Source organism: Lentzea californiensis (genome assembly GCF_024648825.1).
Lineage (GTDB): Bacteria > Actinomycetota > Actinomycetes > Mycobacteriales > Pseudonocardiaceae > Lentzea > Lentzea californiensis.
In genome coordinates this window covers 108,962-125,586 of the sequence record NZ_JANBBE010000013.1, presented here as the reverse complement: position 1 = coordinate 125,586, position 16,625 = coordinate 108,962, and the positions used below count along the sequence as shown (strand labels likewise).

Sequence of the window (16,625 nt, the reverse complement as noted above, 5' to 3'; positions counted from 1 at the left end):
TCATGCTTCCCGATGACCGCCGTCTGCAGGCCGCCAACCCGACCGGCTGGTTCGAGGACCTCTACGCCGAGGCCGAAGCCGGCAAGGCATCCGTCCCGTGGGACATCCCGAACCCGCAACCGCACCTCGTCGAATGGGCCGACGGCCTCGACGGCACCGGTCAGCGCGCTCTGGTCGTGGGCTGCGGTTACGGCCGCGACTCGGAGTTCCTGGCCTCGCTGGGCTTCGAGGTGACCGCGTTCGACATCTCCCCCACCGCCGTGACCGCGGTCCGGAAGCGCTACCCGGAGTCCTCCGTCTCCTACGTGGTCGCCGACCTGCTGGACCCGCCCGCCGAGTGGCACCGCGCGTTCGACCTCGTGGTGGAGAACATGACGGTGCAGGCGCTGCCCGTCGCCCTGCACGCCGAGGCGACCGCGCGGGTCTCGGCGCTGACCGGCTCGACGCTGCTGGTGCTCGCCGTGGCGCGCGACGAGGGTCCCGAGCCGGACGGTCCTCCGTGGCCGCTCACGCCCGCGGAGGTCGAGGCGTTCGCGGGTGACGGGCTGAGGCCGCGTTCCGTCAGGCGTGACAACGGCAGGTGGGTCGCCGAGTTCGTGCGGCAACTGGCCATGAACTGACCACTTATGACGGACTTCCGCCGCTTAGCGTGAATCATGCTCGTTCGCCGGCTGATCGCCCGACTGCTCGACTGGCTCCTGGTGCTGGTCGTGGCCTGGCCGTTGGTCCACGAACCCGTGCTGGTGGTGCTCTGCGCGGCGGTCTACGACGCTCTGCTGCTCCGGCTGAACACCCTCGGCAAGGTCCTGACGGGGCTGCGGGTCGTGGGCCCGGCGTCCGGCCTGAACCTCAGAAGGGCGCTGGCGCGCACGCTCGTCACGACCGCGCTGCCGGGCGCGGGCGTGGTGCTCGTGCTGACCGGGCTGGGCTGGCGGGAGCCGGCGTTGATGGCGGGCCTCGGCTGGCAGCAGCCGTGGGTCGTCGTCGGTGAGCACGTCGGCCCGGGGTCGGCGGGATGGCTTTCGTCGTTGCTGCTCGTGGGTGGGTTCGTGCTGCTGGTGCTGTCCGTCGTGGAGGCACTCGACCTGCGTGGCACGAGGACCTGGCACGACCGCAAGGCGGGCACGGCCGTGGTGCGGCTCAAAGTCGCTGCCCGATGAACCTCAACGCGTCCGGCAGCACGCGCCGCCAATAACCGATGTCGTGCTCGCCGTGTTCGAACGAACCGATAGCCCCGACAGCGGCCGCCAGGTCCCGAGCGGGATCGTGGAACGGATCCTCCCGGCCGCACCACACGCCGACCGGTGACTTGATGGCCGCCTTGTGCCGCAACGGTTCGTGCGCCTCCCAGACCTCACGCGACGCGAACCCGTCGATTCGCTCGGCGTCCTCCCACGACGGGAACAACGCCGGACTCACGGCCGCAACGGCCTTCAAAAACCGGCGAGAAGCGATGTCGAGCACTCCGAACCCGCCCATCGACACACCGAGAGCGGCCTCGAACGGCACGGGCGGGTCGAACCCCACCCAGTAGTCGTCGCCACCGTTGACCACAGCGCACCGGAACCCGCACCCGTTCAGGAACCGGGGCAGCCCGAGCTCCTCCCACCACGCGACGCTGCCGCCGCGGCCGTGCAGCACGAGCACCGCCGGCCCGGCCGCACCCATCCACGCACCCCACGGCATGGGCTGAACGGGTACAGGTTCGGCGGACGGCACCACGCCGCCGGGGCCTGTCCAGCCGAGCAGACGACGGCCCCGCGGCGTCAGGGCGCCGTACGTCCCCGCTGCTCCCACCAGGCCGGCGCCGCCGAGCAGGACGGCGCGCCGCGAGATCCCCATGGCCGCCAGTGGAACACAATGTGCGCCGATCATGACAAGCGTGGACACTCTGACACTGCCACACCTGCGGCGGCGGACCCAGGATTCCGGGATGGAATCCGACCGGGTTGGCGTTGTTTCAGCAGCGTAACAGGGGGTTGAACGATGGCAGTCGAGTCCTCACCGCCCCAGGTCACACCTGATGGCCGCGTCGAACTGAGCGACGCAGGTCCCATCAAGGACAGCAGGTTCTACAACCCCGAGCTCGCGCCCGTGCCCGTCGAGCAGCGGACATGGACGACGTACAACTTCTTCGCGCTGTGGATGGGCATGGCGCACAACATCCCCAGTTACACGCTCGCGGCGTCGTTGATCGCGATCGGCATGGACTGGGTGCAGGCCTTCGTCACGATCACCCTGGGCAACCTGATCGTGCTGGTCCCCATGCTGCTCAACAGCCACGCGGGCACGAAGTACGGGATCCCGTTCCCCGTGTTCGCCCGCGCCTTCTACGGCATCCGCGGCGCCAACCTGGTGGCGTTGCTGCGCGCGTTCATCGCCTGCGCCTGGTTCGGCATCCAGACGTGGGTGGGCGGCAAGGCGCTGCACGTGATCATCGGGCGGCTGACCGGCGAGGGCTGGACCAAGGCGTCGCAGATCGGCGGCCAGCCCTGGACGTTGTGGTTGTGCTTCTTCGGTTTCTGGGTCGTGCAGATGCTGGTGATCTGGCGCGGCATGGAGGCGATCCGGCGGTTCGAGAACTGGACGGCGCCGCTGGTCAGCATCGGGTTCCTGATCCTGCTGGGCTACGTGCTGGTGAAGGCGGGCGGCTTCGGGCCGATCCTCGAGACGCCCAGCAAGCTCGGCTGGGGCCCGGACTTCTGGAAGGTCTTCTTCCCCGCGCTGATGGGCATGATCGCGTTCTGGTCGACGCTGTCGCTGAACATGCCGGACTTCACGCGGTTCGGCGGCAGCCAGAAGAAACAGGCGATCGGGCAGCTCCTCGGCCTGCCGACCACCATGTCGTTCATCGCCATCGTCGCGATCCTGACGACGTCGGGCGCGCAGGCCCTGTACGGCGAGGCGATCTGGGACCCGGCGGACCTCGCGTCCCGCTTCGACAACACGTTCCTGGTGATCATCGCGCTGGTGTCGCTGGTGCTGGCCACGATCTCGGCGAACCTCGCGGCGAACGTCGTCAGCCCGTCGTACGACTTCTCGAACGCCTTCCCGCGCAAGATCACGTTCGCGATCGGCGGCCTGATCACCGGTGTCATCGGCATCGTGATCCAGCCGTGGCGGCTGATCTCCGACCCGAACATCTACATCTTCGCGTGGCTCGGGTTCTACGGCGGTCTGCTGGCCTCGGTGGCCGGCGTGTTCGTCGCCGGGTACTGGGTGATCAAGAAGACGCACCTGGAGCTCACCGACCTCTACCTCGACGGCAGGGGCGCGTACTGGTTCAACGGCGGCTGGAACTGGCGTGCCGTGCTGGCGACGCTCGTGGGCTCGGTGCTCGCGGTCGGCGGCGCCCACGGAGGGCCGTTCCCGGTGGACGGGCTCATCCCGTTCCTCAAGCCCCTCTACGACTACAACTGGGTCGTCGGCTTCGCGGCCGGCTTCCTGGTCTTCCTCGCTCTGAAGGACACCACGGCAAAGGAGACGACCAGGTGAGCAACATCATCCGGGCGGCGCTCGTCCAGCAGAAGTGGACGGGCGACAAGGAGTCGATGATCGCGAACGCGGTCGATCACATCCGCGCTGCCGCCTCCCAGGGCGCGCAGGTGCTGTGCCTGCAGGAGCTCTTCTACGGGCCGTACTTCTGCCAGATCCAGGACGCGGACTACTACTCCTACACCGAGTCGATCCCGGACGGCCCGACGACGGCGCTGATGCAGGAAGTCGCCGCGCAGAACAACATCGTGCTGATCGTGCCGATGTACGAGGTGGAACAGCCGGGCGTCTACTACAACACCGCCGCGGTGATCGACGCGGACGGCACGTACCTCGGCAAGTACCGCAAGAACCACATCCCGCAGGTGAAGGGGTTCTGGGAGAAGTTCTACTTCAAGCCCGGCAACCTCGGTTATCCCGTGTTCGACACGGCGGTCGGGCGGATCGGCGTCTACATCTGCTACGAACGCCACTTCCCCGAGGGCTGGCGCGCACTCGGCCTGGCGGGCGCGAAGATCGTGTTCAACCCGTCCGCGACCTCGCGTTCGCTGAGCGAGTACCTGTGGAAGCTGGAGCAGCCCGCCGCGGCCGTCGCGAACGAGTACTTCGTCGGCGCGATCAACCGCGTGGGCGTGGAACCGCTGGGTGACAACGAGTTCTACGGCCAGACGTACTTCGTCTCACCGCGCGGCCAGCTCGTCGGCGACGCGGCGTCCGACACCGAGGAAGAGCTCGTGGTGCGCGACCTCGACCTGGACCTGCTGACCGAGGTCCGGGACACGTGGGCGTTCTACCGCGACCGCCGCCCCGACACCTACGAGGGCCTGGTGACCCCGTGAGCACTCTGATCCGCAACGGCCTGGTCATCAACGCGACCGGCTCGCACGCCGCCGACGTGCTGATCGACGGCGAGCACATCGCCGCGCTCGTCACGCCCGGTTTCTCCGTCCAGGCCGACGAGGTCATCGACGCGGCCGGGAAGTACGTGATCCCGGGCGGCATCGACGCGCACACGCACATGGAGATGCCGTTCGGCGGCACCCAGTCCGCGGACACCTTCGAGACCGGCACGACCGCGGCGGCGTGGGGCGGCACCACCACGATCGTCGACTTCGCGGTGCAGCCCAAGGGAAGCAGCCTGCTGTCCACACTGGACAAGTGGCACAGCAAGGCGGACGGCAACTGCGCGGTCGACTACGGCTTCCACATGATCATCTCCGACGTGACCGACGAGTCGCTCAAGGAGATGGACTCGTGCATCGCGGCGGGCGTGAACAGCTTCAAGATGTTCATGGCCTACCCCGGCGTCTTCTACGCGACGGACGGCGAGATCCTGCGCGCCATGCAGAAGGCGCGCGAGACCGGCGCCACGATCATGATGCACGCGGAGAACGGCATCGCGATCGACCAGCTCGTCGCGCAGGCGCTGGCCTCGGGGCTGGGCGACCCGGTGCAGCACGGCCTGACCCGGCCGCCGGAGCTGGAGGGTGAAGCCACCTCCCGCGCGATCCAGCTCGCGAAGGTGACCGGTTCCCCGCTGTACGTCGTGCACCTGTCGGCCTCGCAGGCACTCGACGCCGTGACGGCGGCGCGGGACACGGGCCAGAACGTGTTCGCCGAGACGTGCCCGCAGTACCTGTACCTCTCGCTGGAGGACCTGGCCCGGCCCGGCTTCGAGGGCGCGAAGTACGTGGCGTCGCCTCCGTTGCGGCCCAAGGAGCACCAGTCGTCGCTGTGGCGCGGGCTGCGCACCAACGACCTCTCGGTGGTGAGCACCGACCACTGCCCGTTCTGCTTCAAGGACCAGAAGCAGCTCGGCGTCGGCGACTTCTCCAAGATCCCCAACGGCATGCCCGGCGTCGAACACCGCGTCGACCTGCTGCACCAGGGCGTCGTGAAGGGCGAGATCACCCGCGAACGCTGGGTCGAGATCGTCTCCACGACTCCCGCGCGCATGTTCGGCATGTACCCCCGCAAGGGCGTGATCGCACCGGGAGCCGACGCGGACGTCGTGGTCTACGACCCCAAGGCCTCCCAGACGATCTCCGCCGACACCCACCACATGGCCGTGGACTACTCGGCCTACGAGGGCTTCGAGGTCACCGGCAAGGTCGACACCGTGTTCTCCCGCGGCCGCAAGGTGATCGCGGACGGCGCGTACCACGGCTCGACGGGCCACGGCCGCTTCGTCTCCCGCGACCTCAACCAGTACCTCGTCTGAGAAAGGCGGTCACCCGTGGACTTCGGTGTAGTGCTGCAGACCGACCCGCCGGCGCGGGACGTGGTGGAAGGCCTCCGCGCGGCCGAGGACTGCGGCTTCCGCTACGGCTGGACGTTCGACTCCTGCGTGCTGTGGCAGGAACCGTTCGTCATCTACTCGCAGGTGCTGTCGGCCACCCGCGACCTCGTCGTCGGCCCGATGGTCACGAACCCGTCGACCCGCGACTGGTCGGTGACCGCCTCGCTGTTCGCGACGCTGAACGACATGTTCGGCAACCGCACGGTCTGCGGCATCGGCCGCGGCGACTCGGCCCGCCGCGTGATCGGCCAGAAGCCCGCGACGCTCGCGACACTGGGCGACGCGATGCACGTGATCAAGGAACTGGCGGAGGGCCGGGAGGTCGAGCACCACGGCACACCGGTGCAGATCCCGTGGGTGCGCAACGGAAAGCTCGAGATGTGGATGGCCGCGTACGGTCCGCGCGCGTTGAAGATGGTCGGCGAGCAGGCCGACGGCTTCATCCTGCAGACCGCCGACCCGGACATCGCCCGCTGGACGATCGGGTCGGTCCGCGAGGCCGCGGTGGCCGCCGGGCGTGACCCGTCGGCGATCACGATCTGCGTGGCGGCACCGGCCTACGTCGGCACGGACCTCGACCACCAGCGCGACCAGCTGCGGTGGTTCGGCGGCATGGTGGGCAACCACGTCGCGGACCTCGTCGCGCGGTACGGGGATTCGGGGGTCGTGCCCAAGGCCCTGACCGACTACATCAAGGACCGCGAGGGCTACGACTACTCCCACCACGGCAAGGCGGGCAACCGTTCCACCGACTTCGTGCCGGACGCGATCGTGGACCGCTTCTGCCTCGTCGGGCCGGAGTCGGCGCACGTCGATCGCTTGCAGGAACTGAAGGAGATCGGCGTCGACAACTTCGCGCTGTACCTGATGCACGACGAGAAGGACAAGACGCGCGACGCGTACGGGTCGGCGGTCATCCCGGCGGTGTAGCAGCGTGCCGGACGTGCCCGCAACAGCGGAGGGCACGTCCGGTGCGCGTTGCGGGGATACTAATCTTGATGCCTGACGAGCCGCCCGCCCACTCCGTGGAGAACACCGTGCACGGAGACGTGCACGGAATGGTCCTGCAGGTCGGCGCGGTCACCGGCGACTTCCACCACCACCAGCACCCCGGTCCTGCTCGGGCCGCTCTCCCGCTGCGGTGCGGCCTGGTGCCTCCCCGCGCGGCCGCGTTCCAGGAACGGCCGGTCTACCTCGACGCTCCGGTGACGGTGCTGTCCGGACTGCCGGGGGTGGGCAAGAGCCAGCTGGCCGCGGACCACGCCGAACGGCGGTGGGCCGCCGGTGAGGCCGACCTGCTGGTGTGGGTCACGGCGACGTCGCGCGAGGCGATCGTCTCCGGCTACGCCGATGCGGCCGCGAAGGTCCTCGGCGTCGACGACCCCGATCCGGAGCGGGGCGCGCGCACGTTCCTGGAGTGGCTGGCGGGCACGCACGAACCGTGGCTGGTGGTGCTGGACGACCTGCGGGCGCCCGGCGACCTCGACGGGCTGTGGCCGCCGTCCGGTGGCCAGGTGGTGGTCACCACGCTGCGCCGCGACGCCGTGCTGCGCGGGCACCAGCGGCGGCTGGTCTCCGTCGAGGCGTTCACCGAGGACGAGGGGATCGCCTACCTGCGGACGGCGCTGGCCGATCAGCCCGCGCTGCTGGACGACGACGGGCTGGTGCGCGACCTCGGCGGGATGCCGGTGGCGCTGGCCCAGGCCGCGGCGAACATGCTGGACGACCACCTGTCGTGCGCGGAGTACCGCGCTCTGCTGCCGGAACGGCGCGATCCCAGTGCGGCGACCTGGTCGCTGGCGGTCGAGCAGGCCGACCGGCTCGCGCGCACCGGGGTGGTGCGGCCGCTGCTCGACGTCGCGAGCGTGCTGGACGCCAACGGGATCCCGGTGGCGGTCTTCACGACGCGGGCGGTGCTCGACTTCCTCGGCGTGGACGAGGCCGGCGCGCGGGACGGGCTCGGGTGCCTGCATCGGCTGAGCCTGCTCACCTTCAGCGAAGGGGCGCTGTCACGCGAGGTGCGGGTGCATTCGCTCGTGCAGCGCGCCACCCGCGCGGCGTGGTCCGGCGAACGGGCCGGGGTGGTGGTCAAAGCCGCCGCGGACGCGCTGGAGCAGGTGTGGCCGGACGTCGTGACGGATCCGTTGCTGGGCCAGGTGTTGCGGGCCAACGCCCAGGCGCTCGCCGACGCCGGTGGCGTGCACCTGTGGCGCCCCGAAGGCCACTTCGTGCTGTTCCTCGCGGGCAAGAGCCTCGGCGCGGCCGGGTACCACGCGGACGCCGTCCGCTACTTCGACGATCTCCAGGCCACCGCTGCCGGGTACCTGGGTCCTGACCACCTCGACACCTTGACATGCCGCTTCAACGCCGCCGGCTGGCGTGGCAACGGAGGCGACGCGACCGGGGCGGCCGAGGGGTTCCGTGCCCTGCTCGCCGACGTCACACGGCTCTTCGGCCCGGACCACGTCGAGACGCTGAGAGTGCGCAACAACCACGCCCACTGGCTCGGTGTCTCGGGTGACAGGACCGGGGCGGCCGAAGCGTTCCGGGCACTGCACCTCGACCAGGTGCGGGTGCTCGGCCCGGATCATCCGAGCACGTTGACCACCCGCCACAACCTCGCGTTCGCACGGGCCAGGACAGGTGACCACGACGGCGCGGTGGAGTCGTTCGAGGCGCTGGTGCGGGACCTGGAGCGAGTCTCGGGCCCGGATGATCTCGCCGCTCTGGAGGCGCGCTACGGCCTCGCCGCCGTCCTGGGTGACGCCGGCGAGGTGGACGACGCGGCCGGCGAGCTGAAAACCCTGCTGGAGGACCAGGTCCGCGTACTGGGCGCGGACCACCCGCGCACGCTGTGGACCCGGTGGAGCCTCGCCCAGTGGCGGGCGCTGACCGGTGATCCGGCCGGCGCGGCAGCGGAGTTCGAGGAGTTGCTGGAGCACCAGATCAGGGTGATCGGTGAGCACCACCCCGACGTCCGCGCGACCCGCGAGAAGCTGGAGCACTGGCGCGGCGTCAGCGAACCGGACGAGTCCGGCCGTCCCAGTCCTTCGTGAGCTCGGGCAGCAGTTCGGCCAGCTGCACCGGGTACACCGTGTCCTCTGTGGACCGCAGCTCCTCGGCGCTCCACCAGCGGTGGCCGGAGATGATGGTCTCCTCGACGTCGTTGAAGCCCGAGGTGTCGACGGCCAGGTCGCCGTCGGCGGTGGCGTGGAAGAACCACTCCTCGGCGTCGAACGTCCTGCCGTCGAAGCTGAACACCGCACGACGGCGCCAGATCGGGCCGGTCAGCTGCTCCGGCGCGAGCTTGAGCCCCGTCTCCTCGAAGGCCTCGCGCACGGCCGTGTCCCGCAGTTCCTCGCCCTCCTCGACGCCACCGCCGACGGTGAACCAGAAGAGCTCCTGAGGGCGGGCGGGATCGAAGCCCTGGAAGAGCAGCACGCGGCCTTCGGCGTCCGTGAGGACAACGCGTGCGGACGGCCGGGGCGTGATCATTACAGCGTCCGACGGGGCCACCGGCTCGGCGATCTCGAAGTACGACGGCTGCGGCGCCGTGCCGGCCAGGCGCAGCCAGCGGACGACACGGCGGCGGCGCAGCAACAACGTGTCGCGCACGGCGTCGTTGTGCACGCGGCGGGCGAGCATCACGCGTTCTTCGGCGTCGGACAGTTCGGCGGCCAGCGCCGTGGCAACAGCGGACCGGTCCAGCGCGCCCAGCAGGGCGGAGAGTTCGTTCTCGGCGGCTTCGCGGTCGGCGCGCGAGGCAGCCTCGGCTTTCGACGCGGCTGCGGAGAGTTCGGGATTCAGCAGTGCGCGGACCACGACGGCCCGGCGGGCCAGGGCGGCGTCGACGGCGGCCCAGGCGGCATCGGTGCGGACGTGCAGGCGGTCGAGGCGGTTCGCGATCGAGAGGACCCAGGCGGCGAACAGCAGGGCCAGGACAACGACGACGAGCGCGGTGGTCATGCTTCGCTCACCCGGCGCGGGTCGGCGGCGATGGCCGTCTCGTACACGCGCAGCACCTGCGAGGCCACCACGGACCAGTCGAAGGCCTGCACCCGCTGGGAGGCGACGTCGACGTACTCGGCGCGCAGTGCCGAATCGCGCAGCACCGGGCGCAGCGCGTCGGCCAGCGCCTGTGCGTCGCCCACCGGGAACAGCACGCCCGCCTTGCCGTCGTCCAGCACGCGCCGGAACGCGTCGAGGTCCGAGGCCACGACCGCGGTACCGGCCGACATGGCCTCGGTCAGGATGATGCCGAACGACTCGCCGCCGGTGTTCGGGGCGACGTAGACGTCCACGGAACGCAGCATCCGCGCCTTGTCCTCGTCGCTGACCTGACCCAGCAGGTCGACCCGGTCGGCGAAGGGACCGTCGAACTCGTGCTCGCCGCGGCCCACGACGAGCAGGCGCAGGTCCGGGAACTCGTCGGCGATCAGGCCGAACGCCTCCCACAGGATCGGCATGCCCTTGCGCGGTTCGTCGTAGCGGCCGACGAAACCGAGGGTGCCACCGGCGCGCGGATAGCCGTCCAAAGTGGACGCGGAGGCGAAGAAGTCGACGTCGACGCCGTTCGGGATCTCCACCGCGTCACCACCGAGGTGCTCGACCTGGACGCGGCGGGCCAGCGCCGAGACGGCGATGCGGGCGGTGACCTTCTCCAGGAACGGCTGCAGCACGCCCTGGAACGCCGACAGCATCTTGGAACGCGGCGTCGAGGTGTGGAAGGTGACGACGATCGGGCCGTCCGCGACCACCAGCGCCAGGAACGACAGCGACGGCGCCGTCGGTTCGTGCAGGTGCAGGACGTCGAACTCGTGGTCGTCGATCCAGCGGCGGACGCGCGCATACGAGACGGGCCCGAAGCTGAGGCGTGCCACCGAACCGTTGTACGGGATGGCGACCGCGCGGCCGGCGGACGTGACGAACGGCGGCAGCGCCTGGTCGTCGTCGGCCGGCGCGAAGACGTTCACCTCGTGCCCCAGGCCGATCAGGGCGCGCGCGAGGTCGACGACGTGCGCCTGCACTCCCCCCGGCACGTCCAAGGAGTACGGGCAGACGATGCCGACCTTCACCTCGAAAGCCTCCGAGCGAGGGCGGCGCGACGCTTCTCGGGCAGGTCGGCGAGCCAGAGCTGCTGCAGCATGTGCCAGTCGGCCGGGTGCGCGGCGATGTCGGCGGCGAACACGTCCGCGACGGCCTGCGTGGCGGCCTGGACGGTGCTGACCTTGATCGGCGGGTGGATGCGGAAGTGCCAGCCGTCCTCGGTGAACCAGCAGCCGACCGGCAGCAGCGCGGCGCCCGTCGTCGCGGCCAGGTGTGCCGGGCCCGCGGGCATCAGGGTCTGCTCGCCGAAGAACGTCACGGGCACGCCGGACGACGTCAGGTCGCGGTCCGCCAGCAGGCACACGACCTTGTTGGCGCGCAGGCGTTCGGCCAGCACCGTCGCGGGTGGACGGTCGCCGCCGCTGGTCGGCAGCACCTCGAAGCCCAGCGTCTCGCGGAACTCCACGAACTTGCGGTACAGCGACTCGGGCTTCAGCCGCTCGGCCACCGTCGTGAACGTGCCGGAGTGGCCGACGAGCCAGACGCCCGCCATGTCCCAGTTGCCGCTGTGCGGCAGGGCGGCGATCGCACCGGTGCCGTTCGCCAGTGCCGCGTCGAGGTTCTCCTGGCCGGACACCTGGAACCTGCGGTTCTCGTGGGCGGCGCGCACGTCCATCGACGGCAACCGGAACGCCTCGCGCCAGTACCGCGCGTAGGACCGCAGCGAGTCGCGCACCAGTTCGTCGAGCTCGTCCTCACCCGCCCGCGGCACGACCCGCCGCAGGTTCGTGCGCAGCTGGTCGATGCTCGCGCCACCGCGCTGCACCGCGTAGTCGGCACCCGCGCGGAACAACCCGCGCGCCCACGACTCCGGCAACAGGCGGATCAGCCGCCACCCGGCGCTGTACCCGAGGGTCGCGAGGTTCACGCCGCCTCCCGCGCCGACTTCGCGACCGCGAAGATCCGCTGCAGCACCGTGGCGACCGTCATCGCCGCGAGCAGCCACAGCGAGATGGCCATCAGGTGCGGCACGCCCAGCCCCTGCACCCCGGCACCGAGCAGCGCGATGATGAACCGCTCGGCCCGCTCGGCCAGCCCGCCGTCAGCGGAGAGCCCGGTCGCGTCGGCGCGCGCCTTGACGTACGAGATGACCTGCGAGGCCACCAGGCAGATGAACCCGGCCGCGGCCGTCCACCGGTCGCCGGTGTCGAACGCGTACCAGGTGAGCGCCGCGAACAGCGCCCCGTCCGCGATGCGGTCACAGGTGGCGTCGAGCACGGCACCGAACTTCGTGGGCCCCTGCGCGCGGGCCATGGCGCCGTCGATCAGGTCGAGCAGCACGAAGAACGCCACCAGCGCGCAGCCTGCGAACAGCTGCCCGCGGGGGATGAACCACAGAGCGCTCGCGACGGCACCGATGGTGCCGGCCACGGTCACGGCGTTGGGCGTGAGGCCACGCGCCAGCAGCCACGCCCCGATCGGGTCGGTGACGCGCGAGACGGACGCGCGAGCGAAGATGTTCAGCATGGCAGGTCGCAGCCTAGCTGGACTGGTGAAACAGGCGTTCCGCGGGTAAGCGCGGAACGCGGGACACCCCTGCGGCGGAAACGGGGCCGAGCGGCTGAGGCGGCGGTGCCGCAGGCGGGCGGCGGTCCGAACCCGCTCCTCCGCCACGGTGCCGGGAGGCGGGCCGACGAGCGCCGCCGGCACAGCGACAGCACCCGCGAACAACCCGCCTGACCCCCTCGCGGAAATCACTCCGGCCGCAGACCTCCAGCCGGAAAGCGTCCAGCGGACGTTCTCCAGCCGAGCCGGTCTACCCGAGCCGGCGGTGGTCCTCGGCGATGCGCTTCAGCAACCCCTGCAACTCCTCCCCTCGCACCGCCAGCCTCTCCAGCCGCCCGAACAGCGCGAGGTACTCGCGCACGTCCAGCGGGTCGGTGATGGTGGCGTTGCCGGTCAGCACGCTGACCGTCACGACACGTTCGTCGTAGATGTGGAACCCGTGCAAAGCGACCACGTTCGCGTCCGCGGACCACGGCACGACGCCGAGCCGGACGTTCGGGCGGCGCTGGATCGCGGCCAGGTGTTCCACCTGTTCCGCCATCAGCTCCGCCGAGCCCATCCGCCAGCGCAGCGCGCTTTCGGAGAGCACGAACACGAACTGCTTCGCCAGGTCGTCCATCCGGGATCGGCGGGTGCGCAGGGCGGCCACCGCGGCCTCGTGTTCCGAATGCGGCATCGTCCCCAGCACGGTCCGCAGGTAGGGCTCGGACTGCAGCAGCGAGGGCACCAGGTTGACCTGGAAGAACCTCGAAGTCGCGGCCCGCGCCTCCACGCGGCTGATCGTCTGCTGGTGGCGGTGCGCTCCTCGGTGCAGCACGACGCGACGGGTTTCCGCCTCCGCGTGCAGCGACCTGGCGAGTTCGACCAGTTCGATGCGCGTCTCTCTCGCGGCGGCCAGTTCCGCCACGAGACGCTCCACATCCGTCACGGACGGGAGCAGCATGCCGTTCTCGATCTTCGACAGCTTGGACTGGCTCATCCCGGTGGCACGGGCGGTGGCCGTGCCGGTCATCTTCGCCTCGGTGCGCAACCGGCGTAGTTCACGCGAAAGCCGCTCTCTCGCTAATCGCGAACGCTCAGGTGCGGTCATGTTCGCACCGTAACCATTCGCACACGGTGAGACGATCGGCCATAGGCGGGGACTTGACTCGCAGTTGACACCTCCAGGTGGGTGATCTCACCTACCTGGAATCGCTTTGTGCTGCTGTTACGTCTCGATCGACTGGAGAAAAGCACCCGAAAGATGCAATCGAAAGCCATTCCACGTCACATGGAAACACCCTTGATTGTCCAGTGCAGACAACCTGAGTGGTTTTTGTCACTCTTTTGTCCAACAATTAGTACGACTTTCAATCACGGGCACGCCGACTAAACGCCCCGTTTAGCCCGCAATACCGCGCGAACACCAAGGCCGATGCCACCGAAAATCAGCACGAACGCGATGAGCCCGAGGCCCGGAGCGTCGTCGTACTGGGCGTACATGAGCGCGCTCACGCCGAGCGCGACGAGCAGGACGCAGCCCACCAAGGGCAGCAACAGTCGAGACATAGATCGACTATCGCTTGCGATCTATCGAAAGTCAACAGATAGACGCCGCAAAACGATCAGTCGACTGCCTTCCAGCCGTCCGCCAGCAGCTGCCGGGTCTCCCCCAGCAACTGCGGCAACACCTTGGTGTGGCCGATGACCGGCATGAAGTTCGCGTCTCCGCCCCACCGCGGCACCACGTGCTGGTGCAGGTGGGCGGCGATCCCGGCGCCGGCGACGACGCCCTGGTTCATGCCGATGTTGAACCCGTGCGGCGCCGCCACGTGCCGCGCGACCTTCATGGCCCTCTGCGTGAACGCGGCGAGCTCCGCGGTCTCCGTGACCGTCAGCTCCGGGTAGTCCGCCACGTGCCGGTACGGCAGCACCATCAGGTGACCGGGGTTGTACGGGTACAGGTTCAGCAACGCGAAGACCTCGGCCCCGCGCGCGATGATCAGACCGTCGGAGTCGGACAGTTCGACCACGCGGCAGAACGGGCAGCCGGCGGGCTCGTCACCGTCGGCCTTGCCCGCGCCCTGCACGTACGACAGGCGGTGCGGGGTCCACAGGCGCTGCAACGCGTCGTGGACCCCCACACCGGCCTGCTCGGAGAACTCAGGCGTCACGAGAGCAGTTCCGCCGTGGGCGAGGCGTTCTCGCGACGGCCGACCCACTCGACGATCTGCTCGACCGCCCGCTCCACCGGCACGCCGTTGATCTGGGTGCCGTCGCGGAACCGGAACGACACCGCGTTCGCCTCCACGTCCTTGGCACCGGCCAGGAGCATGAACGGCACCTTCTGCATGGTGTGGTTGCGGATCTTCTTCTGCATGCGGTCGTCCGAGGCGTCCACGTCGACCCGGATACCGGCCCTGCGCAGCACGTCGCGCACCGCGAACAGGTGGTCGGCGTTCTCGGACGTCACCGGGATGCCCATCACCTGCACCGGCGCGAGCCACGCCGGGAACGCGCCCGCGTAGTGCTCGGTCAGCACACCGAAGAACCGCTCGACCGTGCCGAACAACGCGCGGTGGATCATGACCGGGCGCTGGCGGGAGCCGTCCTGGCCGGTGTACTCCAGTTCGAACTTCTCGGGCAGCATGAAGTCGAGCTGGATGGTCGACATCTGCCAGGTGCGGCCGAGCGCGTCCCGTGCCTGCACGGAGATCTTCGGGCCGTAGAACGCGGCGCCACCGGGGTCGGGCACGAGCTCGAGACCGGACTCCTCGGCGACCGAGGCGAGCGTCGCGGTCGCCTCCTCCCAGATGTCGTCCGGGCCGACGAACTTCTCCGGGTTCTTGGTGGAGAGCTCCAGGTAGAAGTCGTCGAGGCCGTAGTCGCGCAGCAGGTCGAGCACGAACGTCAGCAGCGACTTCAGCTCGTCGCGGACCTGGTCGCGCGCGCAGAAGATGTGCGCGTCGTCCTGCGTCATGCCGCGCACGCGGGTCAGGCCGTGCACCACGCCGGACTTCTCGTAGCGGTAGACCGAGCCGAACTCGAACATGCGCAGCGGCAGCTCGCGGTAGGAACGGCCGCGCGACTTGAAGATCAGGTCGTGGAACGGGCAGTTCATCGGCTTGAGGTAGTAGTCCTGGCCGGGCTTGCGGACCGTGCCGTCCTCGTTGAACTCGGCGTCGAGGTGCATCGCCGGGTACATGCCGTCCTTGTACCAGTCCAGGTGACCGGAGACCTCGAACAGCTTGCCCTTGGTGATGTGCGGCGAGTAGACGAACTCGTAGCCCGCCTCGGTGTGGCGCTGGCGGGAGTAGTCCTCCATCGCCTTGCGGATGATGCCGCCCTTGGGGTGGAACACCGCGAGGCCGGAGCCGATCTCGTCCGGGAACGAGAACAGGTCGAGCTCGACACCGAGCTTGCGGTGGTCGCGGCGCTCGGCCTCGGCCAGGCGCTCCAGGTACTCCTCCTGGGCCTCCTGCGACTCCCACGCGGTGCCGTAGATGCGCTGCAGCTGCGGGTTGTTCTCGTTGCCGCGCCAGTACGCGGCGGCCACGCGGGTCAGCTTGAACGCCGGGATGTGCTTGGTGGTCGGCACGTGCGGGCCGCGGCACAGGTCGCCCCAGACCTGCTCACCGGAACGCGGGTCGAGGTTGTCGTAGATCGTCAGCTCGCCGCCGCCGACCTCCATGACCTCGCTGGTGTCGACGTCGCTCTTGATGTCGACGAGCTCCAGCTTGAACGGCTCGGCCGCCAGCTCGGCCTTCGCGGAGTCGATCGACTCGACGACGCGGCGCGAGAACCGCTGCGAGGACTTGATGATCTGCTTCATGCGCTTCTCGAGCGCCTGCAGGTCCTCGGGCGTGAAGGGCTTGTCGACCTGGAAGTCGTAGTAGAAGCCGTCCTTGACGGGCGGGCCGATGCCGAGCTTGGCCTCGGGGAACTGCTGCTGCACGGCCTGTGCCAGCACGTGCGCGGCGGAGTGGCGGACGACGCTGCGGCCGTCCTCGGTGTCCGCGGCGACGGCCTCGACCTCGACGCCGACCTGCGGGGTCCACGACAGGTCGCGCAGGTGGCCCTCGGCGTCCTTCACGACGACGATCGCGTCGGAACCCTTGCCCGGCAGGCCCGCCTCACGCACGGCCGTGCCCGCCGTCGTCCCAGCCGGAACCACCACGCGCGGCGGGTTCTGGGCGACTGCTGGGCGCGACTCGGACACGGTGACTCCTACGTTCGATGT

General features: G+C 69.6%; 16 protein-coding genes. 7 read left to right on the top strand and 9 right to left on the bottom strand.

Annotated elements, in window-relative coordinates; genetic code table 11:
• Nucleotides 1-2: 2 nt before the first annotated feature.
• Both LX88_RS35395 and LX88_RS35390 read left to right on the top strand, forming a co-directional pair.
• Nucleotides 3-620 (top strand): class I SAM-dependent methyltransferase, encoded by a 618-nt coding sequence (locus tag LX88_RS35395; protein ID WP_258952132.1) that lies wholly within the window; start codon nucleotides 3-5, stop codon nucleotides 618-620.
• Nucleotides 621-656: 36 nt separating this feature from the next.
• Nucleotides 657-1,160 (top strand): RDD family protein, encoded by a 504-nt coding sequence (locus LX88_RS35390; protein ID WP_258952131.1) that lies wholly within the window; start codon nucleotides 657-659, stop codon nucleotides 1,158-1,160.
• On the opposite strand, the gene LX88_RS35385 is transcribed toward LX88_RS35390, so the two are convergent.
• Nucleotides 1,141-1,842, bottom strand: coding sequence for an alpha/beta hydrolase (locus tag LX88_RS35385; RefSeq protein ID WP_258952130.1), 702 nt, complete (start codon nucleotides 1,840-1,842; stop codon nucleotides 1,141-1,143). The two genes, LX88_RS35390 and LX88_RS35385, sit on opposite strands and share 20 nt — an antisense overlap.
• 144 nt (nucleotides 1,843-1,986) lie before the next feature.
• On the opposite strand from LX88_RS35385, the gene LX88_RS35380 reads away from it, so the two are divergent.
• The 5 genes from LX88_RS35380 (at nucleotide 1,987) to LX88_RS35360 (ending at nucleotide 8,850) form a co-directional block, all read left to right on the top strand.
• Nucleotides 1,987-3,495, top strand: coding sequence for an NCS1 family nucleobase:cation symporter-1 (locus LX88_RS35380; protein ID WP_258952129.1), 1,509 nt, complete (start codon nucleotides 1,987-1,989; stop codon nucleotides 3,493-3,495).
• Nucleotides 3,492-4,334, top strand: a complete 843-nt coding sequence (locus tag LX88_RS35375; RefSeq protein ID WP_258952128.1) for a nitrilase-related carbon-nitrogen hydrolase — start codon at nucleotides 3,492-3,494, stop codon at nucleotides 4,332-4,334. Before LX88_RS35380 ends, LX88_RS35375 begins: the two co-directional genes overlap by 4 nt.
• The gene (hydA, locus tag LX88_RS35370) at nucleotides 4,331-5,716 is read left to right on the top strand and encodes a dihydropyrimidinase (protein ID WP_258952127.1); all 1,386 of its coding nucleotides are present in this window, start codon (nucleotides 4,331-4,333) and stop codon (nucleotides 5,714-5,716) included. Before LX88_RS35375 ends, hydA begins: the two co-directional genes overlap by 4 nt.
• A gap of 15 nt (nucleotides 5,717-5,731) precedes the next feature.
• A complete protein-coding gene (locus LX88_RS35365) occupies nucleotides 5,732-6,724 on the top strand; it encodes a TIGR03842 family LLM class F420-dependent oxidoreductase (RefSeq protein ID WP_258952126.1) in 993 nt (330 codons plus the stop codon).
• Between the two features lie 68 nt (nucleotides 6,725-6,792).
• The gene (locus LX88_RS35360; protein WP_258952125.1) at nucleotides 6,793-8,850 is read left to right on the top strand and encodes a tetratricopeptide repeat protein; all 2,058 of its coding nucleotides are present in this window, start codon (nucleotides 6,793-6,795) and stop codon (nucleotides 8,848-8,850) included.
• Here LX88_RS35360 and LX88_RS35355 read toward each other — a convergent pair.
• The 8 genes from LX88_RS35355 to thrS form a co-directional block, all read right to left on the bottom strand.
• The gene (locus tag LX88_RS35355; protein WP_258952124.1) at nucleotides 8,810-9,760 is read right to left on the bottom strand and encodes an NUDIX hydrolase; all 951 of its coding nucleotides are present in this window, start codon (nucleotides 9,758-9,760) and stop codon (nucleotides 8,810-8,812) included. The two genes, LX88_RS35360 and LX88_RS35355, sit on opposite strands and share 41 nt — an antisense overlap.
• Entirely contained in the window at nucleotides 9,757-10,869 is a 1,113-nt protein-coding gene (locus LX88_RS35350; RefSeq protein ID WP_258952123.1) for a glycosyltransferase family 4 protein, read from the bottom strand. The genes LX88_RS35355 and LX88_RS35350 overlap by 4 nt, the downstream gene beginning before the upstream one ends.
• Nucleotides 10,866-11,768: a phosphatidylinositol mannoside acyltransferase gene (locus LX88_RS35345; RefSeq protein WP_258952122.1), complete on the bottom strand. Its 903-nt coding sequence runs from the start codon at nucleotides 11,766-11,768 to the stop codon at nucleotides 10,866-10,868. Before LX88_RS35345 ends, LX88_RS35350 begins: the two co-directional genes overlap by 4 nt.
• Nucleotides 11,765-12,367, bottom strand: coding sequence for a phosphatidylinositol phosphate synthase (gene pgsA / locus LX88_RS35340; protein WP_258952121.1), 603 nt, complete (start codon nucleotides 12,365-12,367; stop codon nucleotides 11,765-11,767). Before pgsA ends, LX88_RS35345 begins: the two co-directional genes overlap by 4 nt.
• Nucleotides 12,368-12,656: 289 nt before the next feature.
• On the bottom strand, nucleotides 12,657-13,496 hold the full coding sequence (locus LX88_RS35335; RefSeq protein WP_090066966.1) for a helix-turn-helix domain-containing protein: 840 nt from the start codon (nucleotides 13,494-13,496) through the stop codon (nucleotides 12,657-12,659).
• Nucleotides 13,497-13,774: 278 nt separating this feature from the next.
• On the bottom strand, nucleotides 13,775-13,954 hold the full coding sequence (locus tag LX88_RS35330; RefSeq protein WP_258952120.1) for a hypothetical protein: 180 nt from the start codon (nucleotides 13,952-13,954) through the stop codon (nucleotides 13,775-13,777).
• A gap of 56 nt (nucleotides 13,955-14,010) precedes the next feature.
• Nucleotides 14,011-14,559 carry an HIT family protein gene (locus LX88_RS35325; RefSeq protein WP_090066964.1) on the bottom strand — a complete coding sequence of 183 codons (549 nt, stop codon included), beginning with the start codon at nucleotides 14,557-14,559 and terminating at the stop codon, nucleotides 14,011-14,013.
• Complete coding sequence (thrS, locus tag LX88_RS35320; RefSeq protein WP_258952244.1) at nucleotides 14,556-16,562, bottom strand: threonine--tRNA ligase; 2,007 nt, start codon at nucleotides 16,560-16,562, stop codon at nucleotides 14,556-14,558. Before thrS ends, LX88_RS35325 begins: the two co-directional genes overlap by 4 nt.
• Nucleotides 16,563-16,625: the final 63 nt, after the last annotated feature.

What these genes read in the sequence shown, in the direction of transcription:
- LX88_RS35395 (WP_258952132.1), top strand. Translation starts at nt 3, where the DNA reads ATGCTTCCCGATGACCGCCGTCTGCAGGCCGCCAACCCGACCGGCTGG.
- LX88_RS35390 (WP_258952131.1), top strand. Translation starts at nt 657, where the DNA reads ATGCTCGTTCGCCGGCTGATCGCCCGACTGCTCGACTGGCTCCTGGTG.
- LX88_RS35385 (WP_258952130.1), bottom strand. Translation starts at nt 1,842, where the DNA reads ATGGGGATCTCGCGGCGCGCCGTCCTGCTCGGCGGCGCCGGCCTGGTG.
- LX88_RS35380 (WP_258952129.1), top strand. Translation starts at nt 1,987, where the DNA reads ATGGCAGTCGAGTCCTCACCGCCCCAGGTCACACCTGATGGCCGCGTC.
- LX88_RS35360 (WP_258952125.1), top strand. Translation starts at nt 6,793, where the DNA reads ATGCCTGACGAGCCGCCCGCCCACTCCGTGGAGAACACCGTGCACGGA.
- LX88_RS35355 (WP_258952124.1), bottom strand. Translation starts at nt 9,760, where the DNA reads ATGACCACCGCGCTCGTCGTCGTTGTCCTGGCCCTGCTGTTCGCCGCC.
- pgsA (WP_258952121.1), bottom strand. Translation starts at nt 12,367, where the DNA reads ATGCTGAACATCTTCGCTCGCGCGTCCGTCTCGCGCGTCACCGACCCG.
- LX88_RS35335 (WP_090066966.1), bottom strand. Translation starts at nt 13,496, where the DNA reads ATGACCGCACCTGAGCGTTCGCGATTAGCGAGAGAGCGGCTTTCGCGT.
- LX88_RS35330 (WP_258952120.1), bottom strand. Translation starts at nt 13,954, where the DNA reads ATGTCTCGACTGTTGCTGCCCTTGGTGGGCTGCGTCCTGCTCGTCGCG.